This is a genomic window from Streptomyces violaceus (assembly GCF_036014075.1).
GTDB classification, from domain to species: domain Bacteria; phylum Actinomycetota; class Actinomycetes; order Streptomycetales; family Streptomycetaceae; genus Streptomyces; species Streptomyces violaceus.
The window spans coordinates 1127361-1146848 of sequence record NZ_CP107911.1; the positions used below are offsets into that span (position 1 = coordinate 1127361).

The 19488-nt window shown below is 70.9% G+C and carries 18 protein-coding genes and 1 tRNA gene; 6 read left to right on the plus strand and 13 right to left on the minus strand.

Going from position 1 to position 19488, the window contains the following annotated elements:
* The first annotated feature begins 89 nt into the window (after window positions 1-89).
* Window positions 90-947: an MBL fold metallo-hydrolase gene (locus tag OG542_RS05030; RefSeq protein ID WP_328408570.1), complete on the plus strand. Its 858-nt coding sequence runs from the start codon at window positions 90-92 to the stop codon at window positions 945-947.
* Between the two features lie 116 nt (window positions 948-1063).
* Here the strand turns inward: OG542_RS05030 and OG542_RS05035 are convergent.
* The 5 genes from OG542_RS05035 to OG542_RS05055 all read right to left on the minus strand — a co-directional run bounded on the left by OG542_RS05035 (window position 1064) and on the right by OG542_RS05055 (window position 6509).
* Window positions 1064-1137: transfer RNA gene (locus tag OG542_RS05035), tRNA-Pro, on the minus strand.
* Window positions 1138-1202: 65 nt separating this feature from the next.
* Window positions 1203-1541, minus strand: a complete 339-nt coding sequence (locus OG542_RS05040) for a hypothetical protein (RefSeq protein ID WP_328408572.1) — start codon at window positions 1539-1541, stop codon at window positions 1203-1205.
* Window positions 1542-1629: 88 nt separating this feature from the next.
* Complete coding sequence (locus OG542_RS05045; RefSeq protein WP_328408574.1) at window positions 1630-2589, minus strand: M28 family metallopeptidase; 960 nt, start codon at window positions 2587-2589, stop codon at window positions 1630-1632.
* Between the two features lie 11 nt (window positions 2590-2600).
* Window positions 2601-5369, minus strand: coding sequence for a hypothetical protein (locus OG542_RS05050; protein WP_328408576.1), 2769 nt, complete (start codon window positions 5367-5369; stop codon window positions 2601-2603).
* Between the two features lie 135 nt (window positions 5370-5504).
* A complete protein-coding gene (locus OG542_RS05055) occupies window positions 5505-6509 on the minus strand; it encodes a LacI family DNA-binding transcriptional regulator (RefSeq protein ID WP_311128896.1) in 1005 nt (334 codons plus the stop codon).
* Between the two features lie 111 nt (window positions 6510-6620).
* On the opposite strand from OG542_RS05055, the gene OG542_RS05060 reads away from it, so the two are divergent.
* Entirely contained in the window at window positions 6621-7784 is a 1164-nt protein-coding gene (locus OG542_RS05060) for a Gfo/Idh/MocA family protein (protein WP_328408579.1), read from the plus strand.
* A gap of 3 nt (window positions 7785-7787) precedes the next feature.
* Here OG542_RS05060 and OG542_RS05065 read toward each other — a convergent pair whose 3' ends face one another.
* Both OG542_RS05065 and OG542_RS05070 read right to left on the minus strand, forming a co-directional pair.
* Window positions 7788-8399, minus strand: a complete 612-nt coding sequence (locus OG542_RS05065; protein ID WP_328408581.1) for a TMEM175 family protein — start codon at window positions 8397-8399, stop codon at window positions 7788-7790.
* Window positions 8400-8475: 76 nt separating this feature from the next.
* On the minus strand, window positions 8476-9510 hold the full coding sequence (locus OG542_RS05070) for a LacI family DNA-binding transcriptional regulator (protein ID WP_328408583.1): 1035 nt from the start codon (window positions 9508-9510) through the stop codon (window positions 8476-8478).
* A gap of 108 nt (window positions 9511-9618) precedes the next feature.
* Here OG542_RS05070 and OG542_RS05075 point away from each other — a divergent pair, with 108 nt between their 5' ends.
* The 3 genes from OG542_RS05075 to OG542_RS05085 are packed head-to-tail and all read left to right on the plus strand — an operon-like array spanning window position 9619 to window position 12616.
* On the plus strand, window positions 9619-10776 hold the full coding sequence (locus OG542_RS05075; protein WP_328408585.1) for a phytanoyl-CoA dioxygenase family protein: 1158 nt from the start codon (window positions 9619-9621) through the stop codon (window positions 10774-10776).
* Window positions 10777-10784: 8 nt separating this feature from the next.
* Window positions 10785-11561 carry an SDR family oxidoreductase gene (locus tag OG542_RS05080; RefSeq protein WP_328408587.1) on the plus strand — a complete coding sequence of 259 codons (777 nt, stop codon included), beginning with the start codon at window positions 10785-10787 and terminating at the stop codon, window positions 11559-11561.
* A 50-nt stretch (window positions 11562-11611) separates the two neighbouring features.
* Window positions 11612-12616, plus strand: coding sequence for a Gfo/Idh/MocA family protein (locus tag OG542_RS05085; protein ID WP_328408589.1), 1005 nt, complete (start codon window positions 11612-11614; stop codon window positions 12614-12616).
* A gap of 18 nt (window positions 12617-12634) precedes the next feature.
* Here the strand turns inward: OG542_RS05085 and OG542_RS05090 are convergent, their stop codons facing one another.
* Window positions 12635-13240 (minus strand): GOLPH3/VPS74 family protein, encoded by a 606-nt coding sequence (locus OG542_RS05090; protein ID WP_328408591.1) that lies wholly within the window; start codon window positions 13238-13240, stop codon window positions 12635-12637.
* Between the two features lie 123 nt (window positions 13241-13363).
* Between OG542_RS05090 and OG542_RS05095 the strand changes: the two genes are divergently transcribed.
* Window positions 13364-14380 carry a Gfo/Idh/MocA family protein gene (locus OG542_RS05095; RefSeq protein WP_328408593.1) on the plus strand — a complete coding sequence of 339 codons (1017 nt, stop codon included), beginning with the start codon at window positions 13364-13366 and terminating at the stop codon, window positions 14378-14380.
* 50 nt (window positions 14381-14430) lie between these two features.
* Here the strand turns inward: OG542_RS05095 and OG542_RS05100 are convergent, their stop codons facing one another.
* The 5 genes from OG542_RS05100 to OG542_RS05120 are packed head-to-tail and all read right to left on the minus strand — an operon-like array spanning window position 14431 to window position 19370.
* Window positions 14431-15453 carry a Gfo/Idh/MocA family protein gene (locus tag OG542_RS05100; protein ID WP_328408595.1) on the minus strand — a complete coding sequence of 341 codons (1023 nt, stop codon included), beginning with the start codon at window positions 15451-15453 and terminating at the stop codon, window positions 14431-14433.
* A gap of 18 nt (window positions 15454-15471) precedes the next feature.
* Window positions 15472-16374, minus strand: coding sequence for a sugar phosphate isomerase/epimerase family protein (locus OG542_RS05105; RefSeq protein WP_193477242.1), 903 nt, complete (start codon window positions 16372-16374; stop codon window positions 15472-15474).
* Window position 16375: 1 nt separating this feature from the next.
* Entirely contained in the window at window positions 16376-17269 is an 894-nt protein-coding gene (locus OG542_RS05110; RefSeq protein ID WP_328408598.1) for an ATP-binding cassette domain-containing protein, read from the minus strand.
* 5 nt (window positions 17270-17274) lie between these two features.
* Window positions 17275-18351, minus strand: coding sequence for an ABC transporter permease (locus OG542_RS05115; protein ID WP_328346162.1), 1077 nt, complete (start codon window positions 18349-18351; stop codon window positions 17275-17277).
* Complete coding sequence (locus OG542_RS05120) at window positions 18351-19370, minus strand: sugar ABC transporter substrate-binding protein (RefSeq protein ID WP_311128886.1); 1020 nt, start codon at window positions 19368-19370, stop codon at window positions 18351-18353. The genes OG542_RS05115 and OG542_RS05120 overlap by 1 nt, the downstream gene beginning before the upstream one ends.
* Between the last annotated feature and the right edge of the window lie 118 nt (window positions 19371-19488).

Below are 19488 nucleotides of genomic sequence, written 5' to 3' on the forward strand. Positions count from 1 at the left end.
CGGCTGGGAGATCGCCTCACCCCGCATCGAGATCATCAGGGCATGAGGCCAGTCGCCACCCGCGTGGAAGGCATGGCAGGATCGCGGCCATGTCTCTCAGCGTTCCTCGCCTCTGGATCGGCTCGACCGAGATCATCGCCCTCGCCGACGGCGAGGGCCCGTTCTTCTCCCCGCGCGCCGAGGCCTTCCCCGAGGCCACGGCCGCTCAGTGGGCCGAGGCCGACCGCTACGACCCGGGCTCGGTCGACGCCGAGGGCCGCTGGCGGCTCCAGTTCCGCGCGTACGCGATCCGCGGTGACAAGGGCCTCACCGTCGTGGACGCCGGGATCGGTCCGGCGGACAGCCCGGCCGGCTCGTGGGCGCCCGTGCCCGGTGTGCTCCCCGAGTCGCTCGCCGCCGCGGGCATCGACCCGGCCGAAGTCGACACCGTGGTGCTCACCCATCTGCACACCGACCACGTCGGGTGGGCGGTCGTGACCGAGGCGGCCGTCCCGTCAGCGGGCGGCGCGGTGGACGGAAACACTTCGGCCGGCGGCCGCCGCCCTTACTTCCCGAACGCCGAATACCTGCTCCAGCGGGCCGAGTTCGACGCCCTCGACGCGCTCAACCCGCAGCTTCGCGAGACCCTCACCGACCCGCTCGCGGCCGCCGGCCGGCTCCGGCTCCTCGACGGGGACACGCCGCTGCGCGCCGGGCGCGCGGTCGCCACGCCCGGTCATACGCCCGGACACCAGAGCGTGCTGGTCTCCGACGGGCGTGAGCTGGCGCTCGTCACCGGCGACCTCCTGGTGCACGCGCTCCAACTGCTCCACCCCGAGCTCGCCTACGCGCACGAGTCCGACTTCGAGCAGGCCAGGCACTCGAGGCAGCGCATGCTCGGCCGCGAAACCGGCACCACGCTGCACCTGGCGACGCCGCATTTGACGGAGCCGTTCCACTCGGCGTGATCGCGGAGTTCGGCTGGTCACGGCTCAGCGCGAAGACGCGAAGAACAGCTGCAGAAACGATCAAGAGGTCGTGCCGGATTCCTCCGATACGACCTCTGACCTGCGACTCTTACGAGTCGGGACGACAGGATTTGAACCTGCGACCCCTTGACCCCCAGTCAAGTGCGCTACCAAGCTGCGCCACGTCCCGATGCGTCTCGAGCGGGTGAACCGCGTGATCACGCAGGTCAACCCTACCGCACCTGGGGAGGAGTCTCAGCCTCGCGGCCCTCGCACCGGCAGGTGCTCGGGGTGGGCCGCGCGGTGCGGGTGCGTGCCGAGCATGTGCTCACCGGAGTCCGGGGGCTCGTCCCGGGGGCCACGGCCGATCTGGGCCCCGGTCCGGCCGGCGAGGCCCGCGGTCGAGACGGCGACGGCGAGGACGGCCCACCAGGGGATCTCCGCTTTGGTCGCGTGTCCGGCGCAGGCCGCGACGGCCAGGAGCGCCGGGACGGCACCCCCGATCAGTCCGGCACGCCGGACGGGCCGGTGCCGCGTCTCGTCCACGTCGTGGTCCCCCTTCGCCTGCGCGATCGCGCGCCCTGGGAAGCTCAACCCCCGGGCATATGCCGCAAACAATACGCTAAGTCGACGGCAACTCCGTACCAGGGCATACGGGTTGAGACGGACACCGGGCAGGTACTCAGTCAAGGAGGGCTTCGGTGAGCACGGTCGCCAGGGTGAACCTCGTGATGTCGGCGAGATAGCCGTAGTCGAGCGTGTCCGGAGCGTCGGAGGTCCGGTGGTAGTGCGGGTTGCCATCCCCCTCGTAGGCACCGATCGCCACGTCGCCCCGCGCTTCGAAAGGCATGTAGTCACTGGCGTAGATGGGCCCGAGGCGCACCGGCAGCGCCGTGTGGTCCGCCGCCGCCTGCGCCATGACCGCGCCGAAGGCGTGCGAGGCGGCGTCATTGCCCGGCACGGCGTTCCCCAGGTCGCGCTCCACCGTCACGGTGCCGTCCGCGGGAGGTCTGCCCACCATGTCCAGGTTCACCACCCGGCAGGCCGAGGCCCCCGCGGCCCGCAGCGCCGCCGCGTACGCCGTGGCTCCCCACAGTCCCTGTTCCTCGCCCGAGAAGGCCACGAACCGGACCGTGCCGGCCAGGGCGACAGGGGCGAGCAGGCGGGCGATCTCGAGTGTCGCGGCCACCCCGCTGGCGTTGTCGTCCGCGCCCGGCGCGCGGGCTGTGGCATCGTCCGGGTCCTGCATGCGGCAGTCGTAGTGGGCGCACAGGATGATGACGGGCCCGTCGGCCGCCGTGCCGGGCTTGGTGCAGATCACGTTGTCGGCGCTGTGACCGGCATTGGTCCAGGCGCGTCTGGTCACCTCCGGGTATCCCGCCGCCGACAGCCGGCCGACGACCTCGTCGGCCGCCGGTGCGATGAACGGCGAGAAGGTGTGCCGTGTCGGGAAGTTCGCCAGTGCCTCCACGGTGTCGCGCAGCGCGTCCGCCGACACCGACGCGACGAGCGGGGCGATCGACTCGTCCGCCCGCTTGCCCGTCAACCCGCGTTCCGCCGGCACGAAGGGTTCGGCGGGGCTGGGCGGGTGCCCCTTGAGCGGTGGCGCCAGGGGCAGGCCCTCGAGTACGTCGCGGTCCATCTCCTGCCTCCTCAGCCGGCGTGGAGGGCGGGCTGGCAGTAGGCACAGCCGTTGTAGCCGCGGGCGAGTGCGTCCTCGGCGCGCAGGAAGGGCACCTTGCTGCCGGCACCGAGCCTGGACCAGTGCGGGCAGGTGGAGACGTGCAGTTCGCCGCTGCGCGGGTTGCCGAAGAAGAAGTCCTCCAGTTCCCTCACGGCCGTGATCTGGATGGTCATCCGCCCCGCGATCAACCCGTCCTGGTACTGGGTGGCGACGAAGGGATAGAGCCGGAGGTGCTCCGCGTGCTGGGAGAAGTCGATCGTGATGTCGGCCGCCACCCGGTCGTCGGGCTCCAGCGTGAACCCGTCGACGACGGCCGTCCCGCCTCCGGGCATCTCCAGCGTGGAGCGCACCGCGCCCGTCTCGCTCACGGTGCAGCCGGTCAGCTCCGCGTCCTGCGTGACGCGGGTCAGCGTGCGGATCGAGACCCGGGTGTCGTCCGGCAGGGCGGTCGCGTCCAGCTGCCAGGAACCGGTGGTCTTGGCGAGACCGCCGCGCAGCGTGATCGACATGTGGGTCTTGCCGCCCGGTGCGGCCAGCTGCGGCGCCACGTTCCGCTGCGCCACGTTGTTGTCGAACCGCACCAGGAGACCGTGCGGCACAGGGCCGTTGAGGGTGGCGGTGATGGCGGGGTCGGGGGCTCCGTGCACGACGGCGACCAGGCATTCGTGGTGGGCGATCTGCGGGGTCCACGCCAGCGGCCCCACCCGCACCGCCCCGCCCGCGGGGATCGGCTGGTCGATCACCACAGTGCCCAGCGACCGGAAGTGCGTCGGCCAGAGCATCCCCGTGCCCGGATCGCACCGGAACGCCTCCACCTGGAACGCTCCGCTCGCGGCCTCCTGGGTCCCTCGGTTGTGCACCCGCACATAGAGGTAGTTGGGCCGGTCGTTGACGGGCGGCTCGTGGCCGAGCTCGGGATTGTCGCCGGTGCTGATGTCGTTGTTGCGGACCCAGATGTCCGGCGACGTCCAGTACGGGACGCCGCTCGGCACTGTGCCGAGGTCGGCGGGGTTGTCCCCGATGTAGACGTCCACCGGCCGCGGCGCCCACAGTCCCTGGTTCACGAAGGCCTCGTCCATCACCTTGCTGTAGAGGCCGCCGGTGAGCGTGGAGTCGGCGGTGATGCAGCCCCTGGCCATGCTCACGGCATGGCTGCGCGCCGAGGAGGTGTCGTCCGGCACGATGAGCAGCATCTCCAGCATCGTCCTGTTGATCGCGTCGGCCGCCGCGATCCGTACGGCGGCATCGGGCGAGTCGCCTCCCATACCCAGGTAGCACCGCCACAGCGCGGTGCCGAGCATCGAGTTGCGCAGGTTGAAGTCGAAGCCGTTGAACGCCGGTGCGTCGAAGCGCTGGGGGAGGTCGAGCCGTCGCACGGCGCTCCACCGGTCGGTCGCGTTGTTGTCGAAGGGGAACGTCTCCGTGCGCCGGTGCCCGTCGGGGTTGAACCGGTCGCGGTAGATGGCGGGCAGGGCGTCGCAGACGCTGTGCTCGTACGACGAGGAACCGCCGTGCTCTGCGCCGAGCCACTGGAACACGCCGTGGGTGTACTCGTGGCCGATGACCCCGAGGTCGCCCGAGTCGGGTGCGCCGCCCTCGCCGAAGCGGATCCGCGGGGGCGTCGCCGAGCCGAGCCACGAGCTCTGGTCGGCGCCGTTGTGGGCCTGGGCGTCCACGTCGACCTTGACCATGTTGGTGTTGAGCGCCGTGTTGCCCAGACTGCGCAGATAGCGCGCGAAGGAGTCGAGCCAGTAGTAGGCGTTGGCGCTCAGGAAGGCACGGTCGGCGGGGTAAGTCTCGTAGGAGAAGTCCGGCGACGTCTCCTCCGGCTGGGGGAAGGTCGGGCTGTCCCGGTCGATACACCTGAACCAGTCCCCGTCGAGCCGGAACCTGCCACCGACGGCGGGAGCGACCTCCGCCCGGACGTCGTGGCAGAGGGCGTCGAGGGTGGCCGTGCTGGAACGGCCGTGCACCGTGCCGTCGTCGGACTCGGTCACGGGGTCGGGCATGAAGACTCTGAGGCCGGCTGTCACGTATTTCCCCGCGAGGGCGAGCCAGAGCAGTTTGCCCGAGACGGCGTCCATGACGACCCGGAAATGTTCGAAGGGGCCGGTGGTCTCGACGAGCAGATCGTGGACGAGATGGAGGGCGCCGTCGGGCTTCTGCCCCTTTTTCAGCAAGGCGATCGACGCTGTGGGATAGTCGGTTTCCGGCAACGCGGGCCTGGCCGTGTCCCGCAGGTACACCAGCTCGTCCCCGACGATTCCGGCGGATGCGAAATCGCCCTGGAACGGCGCGAGGGCGTTCTTCCGCACGGCTTCGAGCGGCTGGGCCGTGCCGGGGTCGGGGGCATCCGCGACATCGACCTCCGCCGTGTGATCGACCTGGATGACGGCGGCCTGTTTCACATCGGCCACGGCCTGAACGGTGGCGCCCACGATCGGCAGATCGTGGTGGAACTGCTGGTAGCGCACGCGCAGTGTCGCCGCGCCTTCGGCGGAATCCACCTCGCGCAGGTCGATGCGGTCGGTCCTGAGGTCATGGGAGCGCGCCTTCATGAAACGGTCGATCGCCTTGCGAGCCGTCGGCGCGCGGGTCAGGGTCGCCCCGGGATCCACGTAGGCCCGCAGGACACCGTCGGCGTCCGCGTGTTCACCCACATCGGGAGCCATTCTCAGCGGCTTGTCGGCCTCCGGGCCCGGCATGTTCCTCTGCTGTCCGGTGTGGTGCGCATTCATGAGATGCCTCCTCCAGCGAACGTGGAGGGAAAGAGAAGAAAACGCCAAGCCGCCTTGGCACTCTCGGATTTGGGGTGTCGGGATAAATTCTAGTCCCGCGTACCAGGGGCGGCGACTTGGGAAATCCCGCCGGAATCAGCCTCGTTGAAAACGAAACGTCGTCCCCCGGACTTCCAGCGTCGGCGTCGCGAGGTGTACACGCCCCTCTCCCCCGGGCCGTTCGAACCGGTCGAGGAGGAAGCGGGCGGCGCGGCGGCCGACCTCGTGGCCGGCGTTGTCGACGGTGGTGAGCCACAGATGGCGCAGCCGGGAGATGCTGGTGTTGTCGTAGCCGACGAGGGACACGTCGTGCGGGACGCGCAGGCCGAGTTCCTCCGCCGCCGAGAGGGCGCCGACGCAGGTGATGTCGTTGACGGCGAAGACGGCCGTGGGCCGGTCGGGGCGGTTGAGGAGGCGGACGGCGGCGCGGTAGCCACCCTCCTCGGTCATGTCGCCGGTCTCGACGACGGCCCGGTCCGCCAGGCCGTGCTCCCGCATCGTCGCCTCGAAGCTGCGGCGGCGCAGTTCGCCGACGGCGCCGTAGCCGGCGAGGTGTGCGATGCGGCGGTGGCCGAGGCCGATGAGGTGCTCGGTGACCAGCCGGGCACCCTTCTCGTCGTCGCCCGCGACCTGGTCCACCCCGGGCGGCACCGGCTCGCGGGCGCCCGCCAGGACGACCGGCATCCGCGCGGCGACCGCGCCGAGGGCCGCGGGGTCGGGCAGGGTACCGACCACGATCAGACCGTCGACGCGCAGGTCCAGCAGCGGGTCGGCCGGGTCCTGGCCGGTGCGGCGGTTGAGGCGGGCGTCGGCCAGCAGCATGTGCAGGCCGTGGGCGTGCAGCAGGGAGTTCAGGCCGTCGAGGAGGTCGACGAACCAGGGGTTGCGCAGGTCGTTGAGGAGGACGCCGACCGTGCGGGTGCGCTGTTCGCTGAGACTGCGGGCGGCGGCGTTGGGCCGGTAGCCGAGCTCCCGGGCGGCCCGGAGCACGGCTTCCCGCTTCTCGGGTCGTACCTGGTCGGAGCCGCGCAGCACCAGGGAGACCAGCGACTTGGAGACGCCGGCCCGTTCGGCCACGTCACGGATCGTCGGCGGTCTCATGACATGGACCGTTCCATACGGGTCGGCGGCTTGTCAAAAGCTTGACATCCAGGGGAAACCGCGCTCAGGGTGGGCTGGATAGGTTCTGGAACGGTCCAAAGAGGGGCTCTCATGGTGGACACGCTCGGCGTCGCCGTCATCGGATTCGGCTGGATGGGACGGGTGCACACCCAGGCGTACGCGCGCGTGCGGCACCACTACCCGCGGCTGTCCCTCGTTCCGGAGCTGGTGACGGTCGCCGAGGAGGTTCCGGGCCGGGCGGAGGAGGCCGCCGCGCAGTTCGGGTTCGCCTCGACGACGCGGGACTGGCGCGAGGTGGTGGCCGACCCGCGGATCAAGGCGGTCAGCATCACCGCGCCGAACTTCCTGCACCGCGAGATCGGCGTCGCCATGGCCGAGGCGGGCAAGCACATCTGGATCGAGAAGCCGGTGGGTCTGACCGCCGAGGACGCCGGTGCGGTGGCGGACGCGGTGACCAAGGCGGGCGTGCAGGGCACCGTCGGCTTCAACTACCGCAACGCGCCAGCCGTCGAAGCGGCCCGCGAGCTGATCGCCTCCGGGGAGATCGGCACGGTCACGCATGTCCGCATCCGGTTGTTCAGCGACTACGCGGCTCATCCCGAAGGTGCGCTGACCTGGCGGTACGAGCGGGAGCGGGGCGGCAGCGGGGTACTGGGCGACCTGGCCTCGCACGGCACCGACCTGGCCCGGCATCTGCTCGGTGACATCACCTCCCTCACCGCCGACACCGCGATCTTCCTGCCCGAGCGGGCCCGCCCGACCGGCGCCACGGCGGGCCACAGCCGCGCCTCCGGCGGGGAAATCGGCCCCGTCGAGAACGAGGACTACGTCAGCTGCCTGCTGCGCTTCGCGTCGGGGGCGCGCGGTGTCCTGGAGGCCTGCCGGGTCTCGGTCGGCGAGCAGAACAACTACGGCTTCGAGGTGCACGGCACGAAGGGTGCGGTGTTCTGGGACTTCCGCCGCATGAACGAACTGGGCATCAGCCGCGGCACCACGTACCAGGACCAGTCCGTCACCACGGTGTACGTCGGCCCGGGCCACGGCGAGTTCGCCGCGTTCCAGCCCGGTGCGGCGAACTCGATGGGGTACGACGACCTGAAGGTCATCGAGGCGTACCGCTTCCTCCGGTCGGTCGCGGAGGGCACCCCGCACGGGGCGACGCTCACGGACGCCGTGCACAGTGCGGCCGCGCTGGACGCGATGGCGCGGTCCGCGTCGAGCGGTGCGTGGGCGGAGGTGACCGTGGGTGCCTGACGTTCAGCCGGCCTTCTCGAGGCGGCGGCCCAGGACGAACCTCACCGGGACGAGGACGAGCCACAGCCACATGGCCGGGGCCCCGGTCACCAGGGCCAGCGGGACGGTCACGGCGAACACCACCACCATCGTGGCGCTCTCGAGGAGGTAGGGCGTGCTGCCGGTATCGGAGGGGGTGCCGTCGCGGAGCCAGGGGCGCTTCGCTAGGACGGCGGCCAGTGCCAGATGGCAGGCGCCGAGGGCGGCGACCGCCGCCGCGTAGACGGCGACCGACACGGGCTCGTCGCCGTACTCCGCCAGCAGCCTGGTCGGGAAGGGCACCAGGGCCGCGACACCCAGGCCGGTGAGGGACAGGATGATCACGTGCCCGTCGACCTCCCGTACGTCACGGAAGATCCTGCGGTGGTCGCGCCAGAAACTGCCGAGCACCGCGACGCTGAGCGCGTAGGCCCCGAGGTCCGGGAGCAGCCGGTGCAGGGCCGCCTGGTACCGGTCCGCGTCCAGTCCCCGCGGGACGTAGAGGTCCAGGACCAGCAGCGTGATGGCGATGGCGAACACGCCGTCGGCGAGTGTCAGCAACCGGTCGGGCCGGCCGTCCGGGCGCGATGTCCACATGAGGACGACGGTAGGGGGCCGTGGCGCACGACGTTCCGGATACACGCCGGGGCCCCGCCCGCGACACCGCCCCGGCTCACACGGCCGTCGCCTGCGGCGGCATGTTGTACGGCGTCACCACCTGGATCGCCGACGGCAGGGTCGGTCCCGCCGGCGGCAGCGCGTCGTGCGCCCGCATCACGGTGTGGCAGGCCTCGCGTACGTCCTGGCGCAGGTCGTGGTGGAGCACGGCGGACAGACGGCGCTCGCGCAGCAGCCGGGTGTTGTCGTGGTCGAGGTCGTGGGCGACGAACACGGCGCACTCGCGGCCGAGGTCCTCGAACGCCCTGAGCGTGGCGATGTTGCCGCCGCCGATCGAGTACACCGCGCGGATGTCCGGGTCGCGTTCCAGCGCGGCCCGCACGAGGTCGTACTGGGTGGCGTCAAGGCCCTGCCCCTCGGCGATCTCGACCAGCGTGCGCTCGGGGTGCCGGGCGCGCATCCCACCGCGGAAGCCCATCTCGCGCTCCTCCTCGTTGCGGAAGAAGCCGCTGCTGAGGCTGGTGAGGATGTTGCCCGGGCGGTCGCCGAGCCACTGGCCCATCAGATACGCGGCCGTCGCCCCCGCCGCCCGGTCGTCTATGCCGACATAGGCACGGCGGGCGCTGGCGGGCAGGTCGGTCACCAGGGTCACGACCGGAATGCCGGCGGCTTCGAGCCGGCCGACGGCCGCGGTGATCTCGGGGACGTCCGGGGCCTTGAGGATGACGCCCTGCGAGCCGCGCCGGGCGATCCGGTCCAGGGTCCGCACCAGTTCCCCGACCGGGCCGGTCTCGCGGAAGTGGAAGCGGGAGCGCAGTACCGCCGGGTGCAGGGACGGCAGCTCGGCCTCCAGTGCGGCGCGGATCGCCGTGGTGAAGCGCTCGGGTGCCTGCATCACGATGTCGACCATGAACGTCCGGCCGACGAGCCGGACCTGCGTGCGCTGCCGGTCCAGGTCGGCTATCGCCCGGCGTACCTCCCGCGCGGTGCTCTCCCGCACCCCGCCCCGGCCGTTGAGCACCCGGTCGACGGTCGCCTCGCTCAGGCCCGCCTGACGAGCGATCTCCCGGATCGGGAAGGGGTGGCCCATGCGCCGGCTCCTTGAGGGGTTTTTGATGGCTGCCTGCTGGTTGTTCGAGGGGTTTGTACTGACAAGAATGACAGGGCTGCGTCGCTCCGTGACCCCGAAGGGACGACGATGTCCTTCACTTCCGTACACCCCCGTGCCTGGCTGTCCGAGCACGACTGCGATCTCGACGCGTTCCGCGCGCTGGTCGAGCAGTCGACGGACCCCGCCGACTATCCGCACGCCTCCGCCGTGGAGCGGAACGTGCCGGTCTACGACACCGGCCTGCTCGAGGGCGACCGGGTGGTCCAGGCCGAGCTGGTGCGCGCGCTCGCCGACGGTCCCGGCATCGTCGTCTTCCGCGGTGCCTTTCCCGACTCGGACGTCGTGGACCGGGCCACCGCCGTGTTCGACGCCCTGATCGCCGAGCAGCGCGCCTCGGGTGCGACGGCCGGTGACCATTTCGCGCAGCCCGGCGCCAACGACCGGGTGTGGAACGCGCTGGAGAAGGCGGCCCTGTACGACGCGGAGGCCTTCGCCGACTACTACGCCAACGAGGTGCTCGCGCTGGTCGCCACGGCCTGGCTGGGCCCCGGCTACCAGGTCACCTCCCAGCTCAACGTGGTCAACCCGGGCGGCGCCGCGCAGAGCGTGCACCGCGACTACCACCTGGGCTTCCTGTCGAACGAGGTCGCCGCCGCCTACCCCGCGCACGTGCACCGCCTCTCCCCCGTGCTGACCCTCCAGGGCGCGGTCGCGCACTGCGACATGCCGGTGGAGTCCGGGCCGACGATGTACCTGCCGCACTCGCAGAAGTACGAGCCGGGGTATCTCGCCTGGCGGCTTCCGCGGTTTCGGGCGTACTTCGAGGCGCACCAGGTGCAGCTGCCACTCGCGAAGGGCGACGCGGTGTTCTTCAACCCGGCCCTCTTCCACGCCGCCGGCACCAACCGCTCGGCGGACATCCGGCGCATGGCCAACCTGCTGCAGGTCTCGTCCGCGTTCGGGCGCGCGATGGAGACGGTGGACCGGGAGGCCGTGGCGAACGCGGTGTACGCGGTGCTGCTCAAGCGCGGGGCCGAGGGTGCCGACCAGGCGTGGCTGGACCGGGTGATCGCGGCGAGCGCCGAGGGCTACCCCTTCCCCACCAACCTCGACAGCGACCCGCCGGTCGACGGGCTGGCCCCGCCCTCACAGGCGGATCTCCTGCGGCGGGCGCTGCGCGAGGAGTGGACACCGGAGGCGCTCCGCGCGGAGCTGCGTGCCGGTACCGAACGGCGAGAGAGCTGAGGAACTCGATGGGACTTCTCGACGACAAGGTCGTCCTGGTCAACGGCGGCAGCCAGGGGGTCGGCGCGGCGATCGCGCGGGCCGCGGTCCGGGAGGGGGCGGTCGTGGCCGTCACCGGGCGGCGCCCCGAGCCCGGCGAGGCTCTGGTGGAGGAACTGATCGCCACGGGCGGCAAGGCCCTGTACGTACGGGCCGACCTGTCGGACGCCGAGCAGGCGAAGGCCTCCGTGGCCCGGGTCGTCCAGGCGTACGGCCGCGTCGACTGCCTGGTGAACTCCGCCGGGCTGACCTCCCGCGGGACGCTGCTGGACACCACGCCCGAGCTGTTCGACCAGCACATCGGGATCAACCTCAAGGGACCGTTCTTCGCCATGCAGGCGGCGGTCGCGGACATGGTGGGGCGCGAGGCGCCCGGCACGGTCGTCAACATCATCACGTCGTCGGCGCACGGCGGGCAGCCGTTTCTCGCGCCGTACGTCGCCGCGAAGGCGGGGCTGATCGGGCTGACCCGCAACGCCGCGCACGCGCACCGGTGGGACCGGGTCCGGATCAACGGGCTGAACATCGGCTGGACCGCGACGGAGGGCGAGGACGCCACGCAGCGGGCCTTCCACGGGGCCGGGGACGGCTGGCGTGAGCAGGCCGCCGCGAAGCTGCCGATGGGCAAGTTGGGTCAGCCGGACGAGATCGCCGAGTTCGTGGTGTTTCTGCTGTCCGATCGGTCCGGGGTGGTCACCGGGTCGATCATCGATTGGGATCAGAACGTGCTCGGTGGACTCGACTGAGGAACAAAGCGCGTAGCAGCACCCCCCGTTTACACCTAGGAGCAATACCCATGCGTATCGGAATCCTCGGCCTCGGCCGTATCGGCGCCTTCCACGCCGAGACCCTCTCCGGGCTCGATGCCGTCGAGTCGCTCGTCGTCACCGACCCTTTCGCGGGTGCCGCCAAGGCCGCGGCCGAACGGTTCGGCGCCGAGGTCGTGGACTCGCCCGAGGCCCTGCTGGCCGCCGGCGTGGACGGCATCGTCGTCGCGGCGGCGACCGACGCCCACCCGGCGCTGATCCTGGCCGGGGTCGAGGCCGGTGTGCCCGTCTTCTGCGAGAAGCCCGTCGCCAAGACCATGAGCGAGGGCGTCGAGGTGCTCAAGGCCGTCCGGGGCAGGGACGTGCCGATCCAGATCGGCTACAACCGCCGTTTCGACGCCGGGTTCGTCGCCGCGCGGGCCGCCGTCCAGGCCGGTGAGCTGGGCAAGCTGCACACCGTGCGGTCGACCACGCTGGACCCGGCGCCGCCGCCGGCCGCGTACATCGCCGCCTCCGGCGGCATCTTCCGCGACTGCTCGGTGCACGACTTCGACATCATCCGCTGGGTGACCGGCCGTGAGGTGACGGAGGTGTACGCCGTGGGCGGCAACCGCGGCGCCGACTTCATCAAGGAGGCCGGCGACGCCGACACCACCGGTGCGATCCTCACCCTCGACGACGGCACGATCGCGGTGGTCTCCAACTCCCGCCACAACGCCCGTGGTTACGACGTCCGCATGGAGATCCACGGCTTCACGGACTCGATCGCCGTCGGCCTGGAGGACAAGCTGCCGCTGCGCTCGGTCGAGCCGGGCGTGACGTTCCCGGCGGGGACCCCGCACGACTTCTTCATGGACCGCTTCACCGAGGCCTACCGCGCCGAACTGACCGCGTTCACCGAGGTCGTCGCCGGCACCCGCCCCTCCCCCTGCACGATCGAGGACGCCCTGGAGGCGGGCTGGATCGCCGACGCGTGCACCCTGTCGCTGCGCGAGCACCGTCCCGTGACCATCGAGGAGGTACGGGCGGTCTGACATGGAGGCCGCCGCGGCTCACACACCGCGCCAGACGTTGGCGAACGCCTCGTCCTCGATGGTCCGCCGACGGCGGACGGCGTCCAGCTCCGTCACGGCGTCGACCACCGCGGCGAACACGGCCTGGGCCGCGTCGTCGGGCACCGGAAGGTCCTCGGGCACCTCGTCGCGCACCCCGACGGCGGCCGCGAGTGTGGCGAGCACCGGCTCGTCGGTCGCCCGGCGGTGCCAGGCGCGCTGCCGGGCAGGGGACTCGACCGGTGTCGGCCAGGTGGCGCGGCGGAAGGGGAGCCAGGAGGCCCGGGGCCGTGCGACGAGCCCCTCTTCCTGGAGGACGGTCATGTACTCCTCGGCCAGTCCCCGGCCCCTGCGCCACAGCCAGTCCTCGATCGGCTCGTACGGCGCGTCGCGCACGAGCGCCGCCGCGGCCTGCTCCAGCAGGGGGTCGTCGAGCGGCGGCGCCGGGCGGGACACGATGCGGTCCCCCTCCAGCGTCACCACTTCGGCACCGAGCAGGTCGATCACCTCGGCACCGGCCAGCCCGAGCGACAGGTCGCCCTGCGTCACCGGCCGGCCGGTGGCCGCGTCCATCGCCACGATCATCAGGTCGCGTGCTGTGCCCATGGCAGCTCCCCTCGAAGGCACTGATCACGCTACGCCGCTGCCGCCCGCGGGGCGACCAGGATCTTTGTGCACACTGTCGACGCACGAGCACCGTCCCGTGACGAACGAGGAGGAATGGCGGGCATGAGCGAACCAGGCCGGGAACCCCTGCGCATAGGACTGCTGGGAGCCGCGCGGATCACCGAACGCTCCCTGATCGACCCGGCCCGGGCGACCGGCCACCGCCTCGTCGCGGTGGCCGCCCGCGACCGCGCCCGCGCCGGGGCGTTCGCCGCCGGGCACGGCGTGGAGCGGGTGGCGGGGTCGTACGCCGAGCTGGTGGCCGATCCCGAGATCGACGTCGTCTACAACCCGCTGGCCAACGGCCTGCACGGCCCGTGGAACCTGGCCGCCCTCGCGGCGGGCAAGCACGTCCTGTCGGAGAAGCCGTCGGCGAGCAACACGCAGGAGGCGACGGAGGTACGGCAGGCCGCCCGGGAGGCCGGGACGGTCTTCATGGAGGCCTTCCACTACCTCTTCCATCCCGTCACCCGCCGCCTGCACGAGCTGCTGGACTCGGGCGAACTCGGCGCACTCCGGCACGTGGAGGCCATGGTCGCCATCGCCGCGCCGCCGGACACCGACCCGCGCTGGTCGCTGCCGCTGGCCGGCGGCGCCCTGATGGACCTGGGCTGCTACAGCCTGCACGCGCTGCGGATGCTGGCCCCCTGGGCGGGCGGCGCACCGCGTCTGGCCGGGGCCCGGGGCGGGGAGCGGGCGGGCGCGCCCGGGGTCGACGAGTGGCTGGACGCCGATCTGGAGTTCCCCGGCGGTGCGACGGGCTCCGCCCGCTGCCACATGGCCTACGACGGGCTGGAGATGAGCATCCGGATCGTCGGCTCCCGGGGCGAGGCGACGGCCCCGAACTTCGTGCTGCCCCAGCTGGACGACCGGATCGTGGTCCGCACTGCGGAGGGCGAGCGCACGGAACGGCTCGGGACGCGCTCGTCGTACACCTACCAGCTGGAGGCGTTCGCCGCCGCGGTGCGGGACGGTGCGGCGTTGCCGCTGGACGCGGACGACGCGGTGACGACGATGGCGCTCATCGACGACTGCTACCGCGGGGCGGGGTTCGAGCCGAGGCCGCGTACCCGGAGCTGACAGCACTGAAGCCGTGCCGCCTCGCGGCGGCACGGCTTCGGCACATGCGCTCACGCGTACAGCGCGGGCTTCTCCACCAGTTCGACCTCGACCCGGCCGCCGTCCTCCAGCGCCCGTACGCCCGCCTCGCACACGGCCGCCGCGGCGTAGCCGTCCCAGACGCCCGGGCCGGTGACCTCTCCGCGCCGGGTGGCGTCGACCCAGGCCTGGATCTCGTGGTCGTAGGCCGTCTCGAAGCGCTCGGTGAAGTCCTGGGCGATGGTTCCGCCCCAGCGGCCGGCCATGTTGGTGACCAGGGCGTGGCCGTCGCCGATACGGGCGGTGCCGCGTTCGCAGACCACCTCGGCCTGGACCTGGTAGCCGAAGCCGCAGTTGACGAAGATCTCCACGTCGGAGAGGGCGCCGCCGTCGGTCTCGAAGACGACGAACTGCGGATCGCGCAGCCCGTCGGGGGCGTTGGCGGAGGAGGTCGGGCGCAGCACCGTGACCGCCGTGATCTCGTGGTCCAGCAGCCAGCGGGTCGCGTCGGCCTCGTGGGCGACGGAGTCGGTGACGAGCATGGTGCTGGTGAAGAAGGGCGGGCTGGCCGCGTTGCGGTGCCGGTTGTGCACCATCAGCGGGCGGCCCAGCTGGCCGGTGGCCAGCAGCGCCTTCAGCTTCGCGTACTCGGGGTCGTAGCGGCGCATGAAGCCGACCTGGACACGGCGGTGGCCGAGGCGCAGTTCAGCTTCGAGGACGCGCAGGGCGGAGGCCGCGTCGGGGGTGAGCGGCTTCTCGCACAGGACGGGCAGGTCGTGCTCGAAGGCGGCGAGCAGTGTGGCCTCGTGGGCCGGGCCCGGTGAGGCGATCAGGACGGCGTCGACGTCGGCCGCCGCCATCGCGGCGGCCGGGTCCGTGTAGGCGGTGCAGCCGTCGACGCGGGCGGCGACGGCCTTGGCGCGCTCCGCGTCGACGTCCACGACGGCTGTCACCCGTGCTCCGCTGGTGACTTCGTGGATGCGGCGCACGTGGTCGGCGCCCATCCTTCCGGTACCGATGACCGCGACTCCAAGGGTGGTGGCGCGCTCAGTCATGGCCGTCCTTTCGGGTCGTCAGGCGCCGCAGGACCTCAGGAACTTACGGGTGCGCACCGCGATCGGCAGCGGCTTGTCCGGCTCGCAGGGGTACATGTCCTGCTCGACGATGGCGAAGAGGTCCACGCCGAGCTTCTGCGCGGCCGTCAGGACCGGGCCCAGCTCGGGGACACCGGCGGGCGGTTCGCACATCACGCCGCGCTGCACGGCGGGGCCGAACGGGATCTCGTTCTTGACGACGTCGGCGAGGATGTCCGGGTCGACCTGCTTGAGGTGCAGATAGCCGATGCGCTCGCCGTACGTCTCGATCAGCTTGACGCTGTCGCCGCCGCAGTAGGCGTAGTGCCCGGTGTCCAGGCAGAGGTTGACCACGTCGGAGTCGGTCGAGTCGAGGAACTGCTCGACGTGCTCCTCGGTGTCGATGTGGGTGTCGGCGTGCGGGTGGACGACGATGTCGAGGCCGTACTTGTCCTTCACCTCACGGCCGAGGCGCTCCATGCCCGTGGTGAGGTTGCGCCACTGCTCGGTGGTGAGCTCCGGGGGCTCCAGGATCTCGGCGGTCTTGTCGTCGCGCCAGAAGGACGGGATGACGACGAGGTGCTCGGCGTTCATCGCCTGGGTGAGGGCGGCCACGTTGCTGACCTGCTCCCAGGTGGAGTCCCACTCGGAGGGGCCGCGGTGCAGACCGCAGAAGATCGTGCCGGCGGAGACCTTGAGGTTCCGCTTGGTCACCTCGTCGGTGAGCCGGGCCGGGTCGGTCGGCAGGTAGCCGTACGGGCCGAGTTCGATCCACGAGTAGCCGGCTTCGGCGACCTCGTCGAGGAAGCGCACCCAGGGCACCTGCTGGGGGTCGTCGGGGAACCAGACGCCCCAGGAGTCGGGGGCGGAGCCGACCCGGATGCGGTCGAGCGCGAGGGCCATGTCAGGACTTTCCTTCCGAAGACGAGGCTACGGTGGCGGTGAGGTCTCCCGCCTCGGGGAGCTCTTCGACGTCGACGCCGCGTACCTGCGCCAACTCGTGCTTGAGGGAGGCCAGTTCGGTACCGCCGGCCATGTGGTTGGTCAGCTCCTCGAGGCTGACCTCGCTGCGGGAGGCGGACAGTTCCATGGTGCCGAGGCGCAGCACGCTGAAGTGGTCGCCGACCATGTAGGCGTGGTGCGGGTTGTGGGTGATGAAGATGACGCCCAGGCCCTTCTCGCGGGCGGCGGCGATGTACTTCAGCACGACACCGGACTGCTTGACGCCGAGGGCGGCGGTCGGCTCGTCCAGGATCAGGACGCGGGCGCCGAAGTAGACGGCGCGGGCGATGGCCACGCACTGGCGCTGGCCGCCGGAGAGCGTGCCGATGGGCTGCTCCATGTCGTCCAGGACGATGCCCATGTTGCGCAGCTCTTCGTCCGCGGTCTTCTTCATCTTCTCGATGTCGAGACGGCGGACCGGCCAGCGGCCCTTGGTCATCTCGGAGCCGAGGAAGAAGTTGCGCCACACCGGCATCAGCGGGACGACCGCGAGGTCCTGGTACACCGTGGCGATGCCCCTGTCGAGGGCTTCGCGCGGGGTGGAGAAGCGCACCGGTGCGCCGTCGACGAGGAACTGGCCCTCGGTGTGCTGGTGCAGCCCGGAGATGATCTTGATGAGGGTGGACTTGCCGGCGCCGTTGTCGCCGAGGACGCAGGTCACCTTGCCGGGGTGGACGGTGAGGTCGACGCCGTGCAGGGCGCGGATGTTGCCGTAGGACTTGCCGGCGCCCTTGAGTTCGACGAGAGGAGCGTCCTTGGTGGCGGCCTCGTCGGTGGCGGTTGCTTCGCTGGTCATTGCGGTCACCTCCGGGTCGCCGTGCGCTGGACCCACAGATTGATGAGGACGGCGCCGAGGAGCATCACGCCGAGGAAGGCCTTGAACCAGTCGGGGTTCCAGCCGGCGTAGACGATGCCCTGCTGCACCATGCCGAACATGAAGGCACCGAAGACCGGGCCGATCGCGGAGCCGTAGCCACCGGTGAGCAGACAGCCGCCGATGACGGCGGCGGCGATGTAGATGAGCTCCTGGCCCACGCCCTCGCCGGACTGCACGGTGTTGAAGGAGAACAACTGGTGCATGCCGACGAACCAGGCGCCGAAGCCGACCAGCATGAACAGGGAGATCTTGGTGAAGGTCACGGGCACACCGACGGCCCGCGCGGAGAACTTGTTGCCGCCGACGGCGAAGATCCAGTTGCCGTACTTGGTGCGCAGCAGCACCCAGGTGGCCAGGGCCGCGAAGACCAGCCACCACACCACGGTGATCTTGACGTTGACCCCGCCGACGTTGAAGGTCGAGGCGAAGAGCTTCTGCGCCTGGGCGAAGCCGTCCATGTCGCTGATGTCGTCGGTGGCCACGTTCCCGGTGACCAGCTTGGTGACGGCGAGGTTCACGCCCTGCAGGATCAGGAAGGTGCCCAGGGTGACCAGGAAGCTCGGCAGGCCGGTCTTGACCAGCAGCCAGCCGTTGAACGCGCCGATCGCGAGCGATACGAGCAGGGCGACGATCACGCCCACCCAGACGTTCAGGGTCAGCTGGTAGCTGAGCATCGACGCGGTCAGCGCCGAGGTGATGACGGCGACACCGGCCGACAGGTCGAACTCGCCGCCGATCATCAGCAGGGCCACGGGCAGCGCCATGATCCCGATGGTCGACGACTGGTACAGGATGTTGGCCATCGAGCTGCCGTCGCGCACCGGCGGCGCCGTGAACAGGAAGAACACGAGCACGGCGACGGCGCCGAGGAAGACGCCGACCTCGGGCCGGGCGAGCAGCCGCAGCGCCAGCGGGCGCTGCCGCGTCCGGCCGTCGGACTGCTTCTGGCCGGGAGCCGGCGGTGTGTCCACCGCCGGCGTGGCCTGCTGGGTCATGCTCATCACCGGTTGCCCTTCGCGGCGAACTCCCCGATCTTGTCGACGTTCGACTTGTCGACGAAGGCCGGGCCGGTCAGCACGGGCTGCTCACCGCCACCGCTGTAGTTGCCGTTGTTCTTGTAGAGCCACAGGCCGTCCACCGCCAGGTAGCCCTGGAGGTAGGGCTGCTGGTCGACGGCGAACTGGATGTCGCCGCCCTTGATGGACTTGATGAGGTCCTTGTTGAGGTCGAAGGTGGCGACCTTCGCCTTGCTGCCGGCGTCACCGGCCGACTGCACCGCGGTCAGCGCGAAGGGGGCGCCGAGGGTGACGATGTAGTCGATGGAGGGGTCCTGCTTGAGCTTGGCGGTGATCGTCGACTTCACGGCGGGCATGTCGGTGCCGTTGACGTTCTGAGTGTCGAGCTTGCCGTCGAAGGTCTTCTCCACGCCGTCGCAGCGCTGGGTCAGGCCGACGTTGCCCTGCTCCTGGACGACACAGAGGGCGTGCTTGGCGCCGACCTCGTTGAGCTTCTTGCCGAAGGCCTCGCCGGCGACGGACTCGTCCTGGCCGAAGAACTCCAGCATGTTGAACTTCTTCCAGTCGCTCAGGCCTGAGTTGAGGCCGACGACTGGTATGCCGGACTTCTCGGCCTTGCCTATGACGCCCTTGAGCGCGTCCGGCTTGGCGAGGGTGACGGCGATGCCGTCGACCTTCTGGTCGATCGCGTTCTGGACCAGGTTGGCCTGGTTGCCCGCGTTCGGGTCGGCGGAGTAGACGAGCTTGATGTTGTCCTTGGCGGCCGCGGCCTCGGCACCCTTGCGGACGGTGTCCCAGAAGGTGTCGCCGGGTGCCTGGTGGGTGACGAGGGCGACGGTCATGCGCGGCGTGGTCGCCTTGCCGGCGGAGGCGTTCGCTGCGCCTTCCTCGGCACCCTTGCCCCCGGAACTGCTGGAGCAGCCGGCGAGAGCCAGGGCCGCTGCCGCGGCCACGGCGACGACGGGCGCGATTCTGCGGGAGCGGGGGTGAGAAGAGCGGTCCATCTTTCCTGGCACCTCACTGTGCTACTGCGGGGGAAAGGGGAGGGATCACGAAGGGATCCGTGGTCCCGGAGCCTTACGGAGTCCGGATCATGATGCCGCAAACAGACTGTGGCGATGC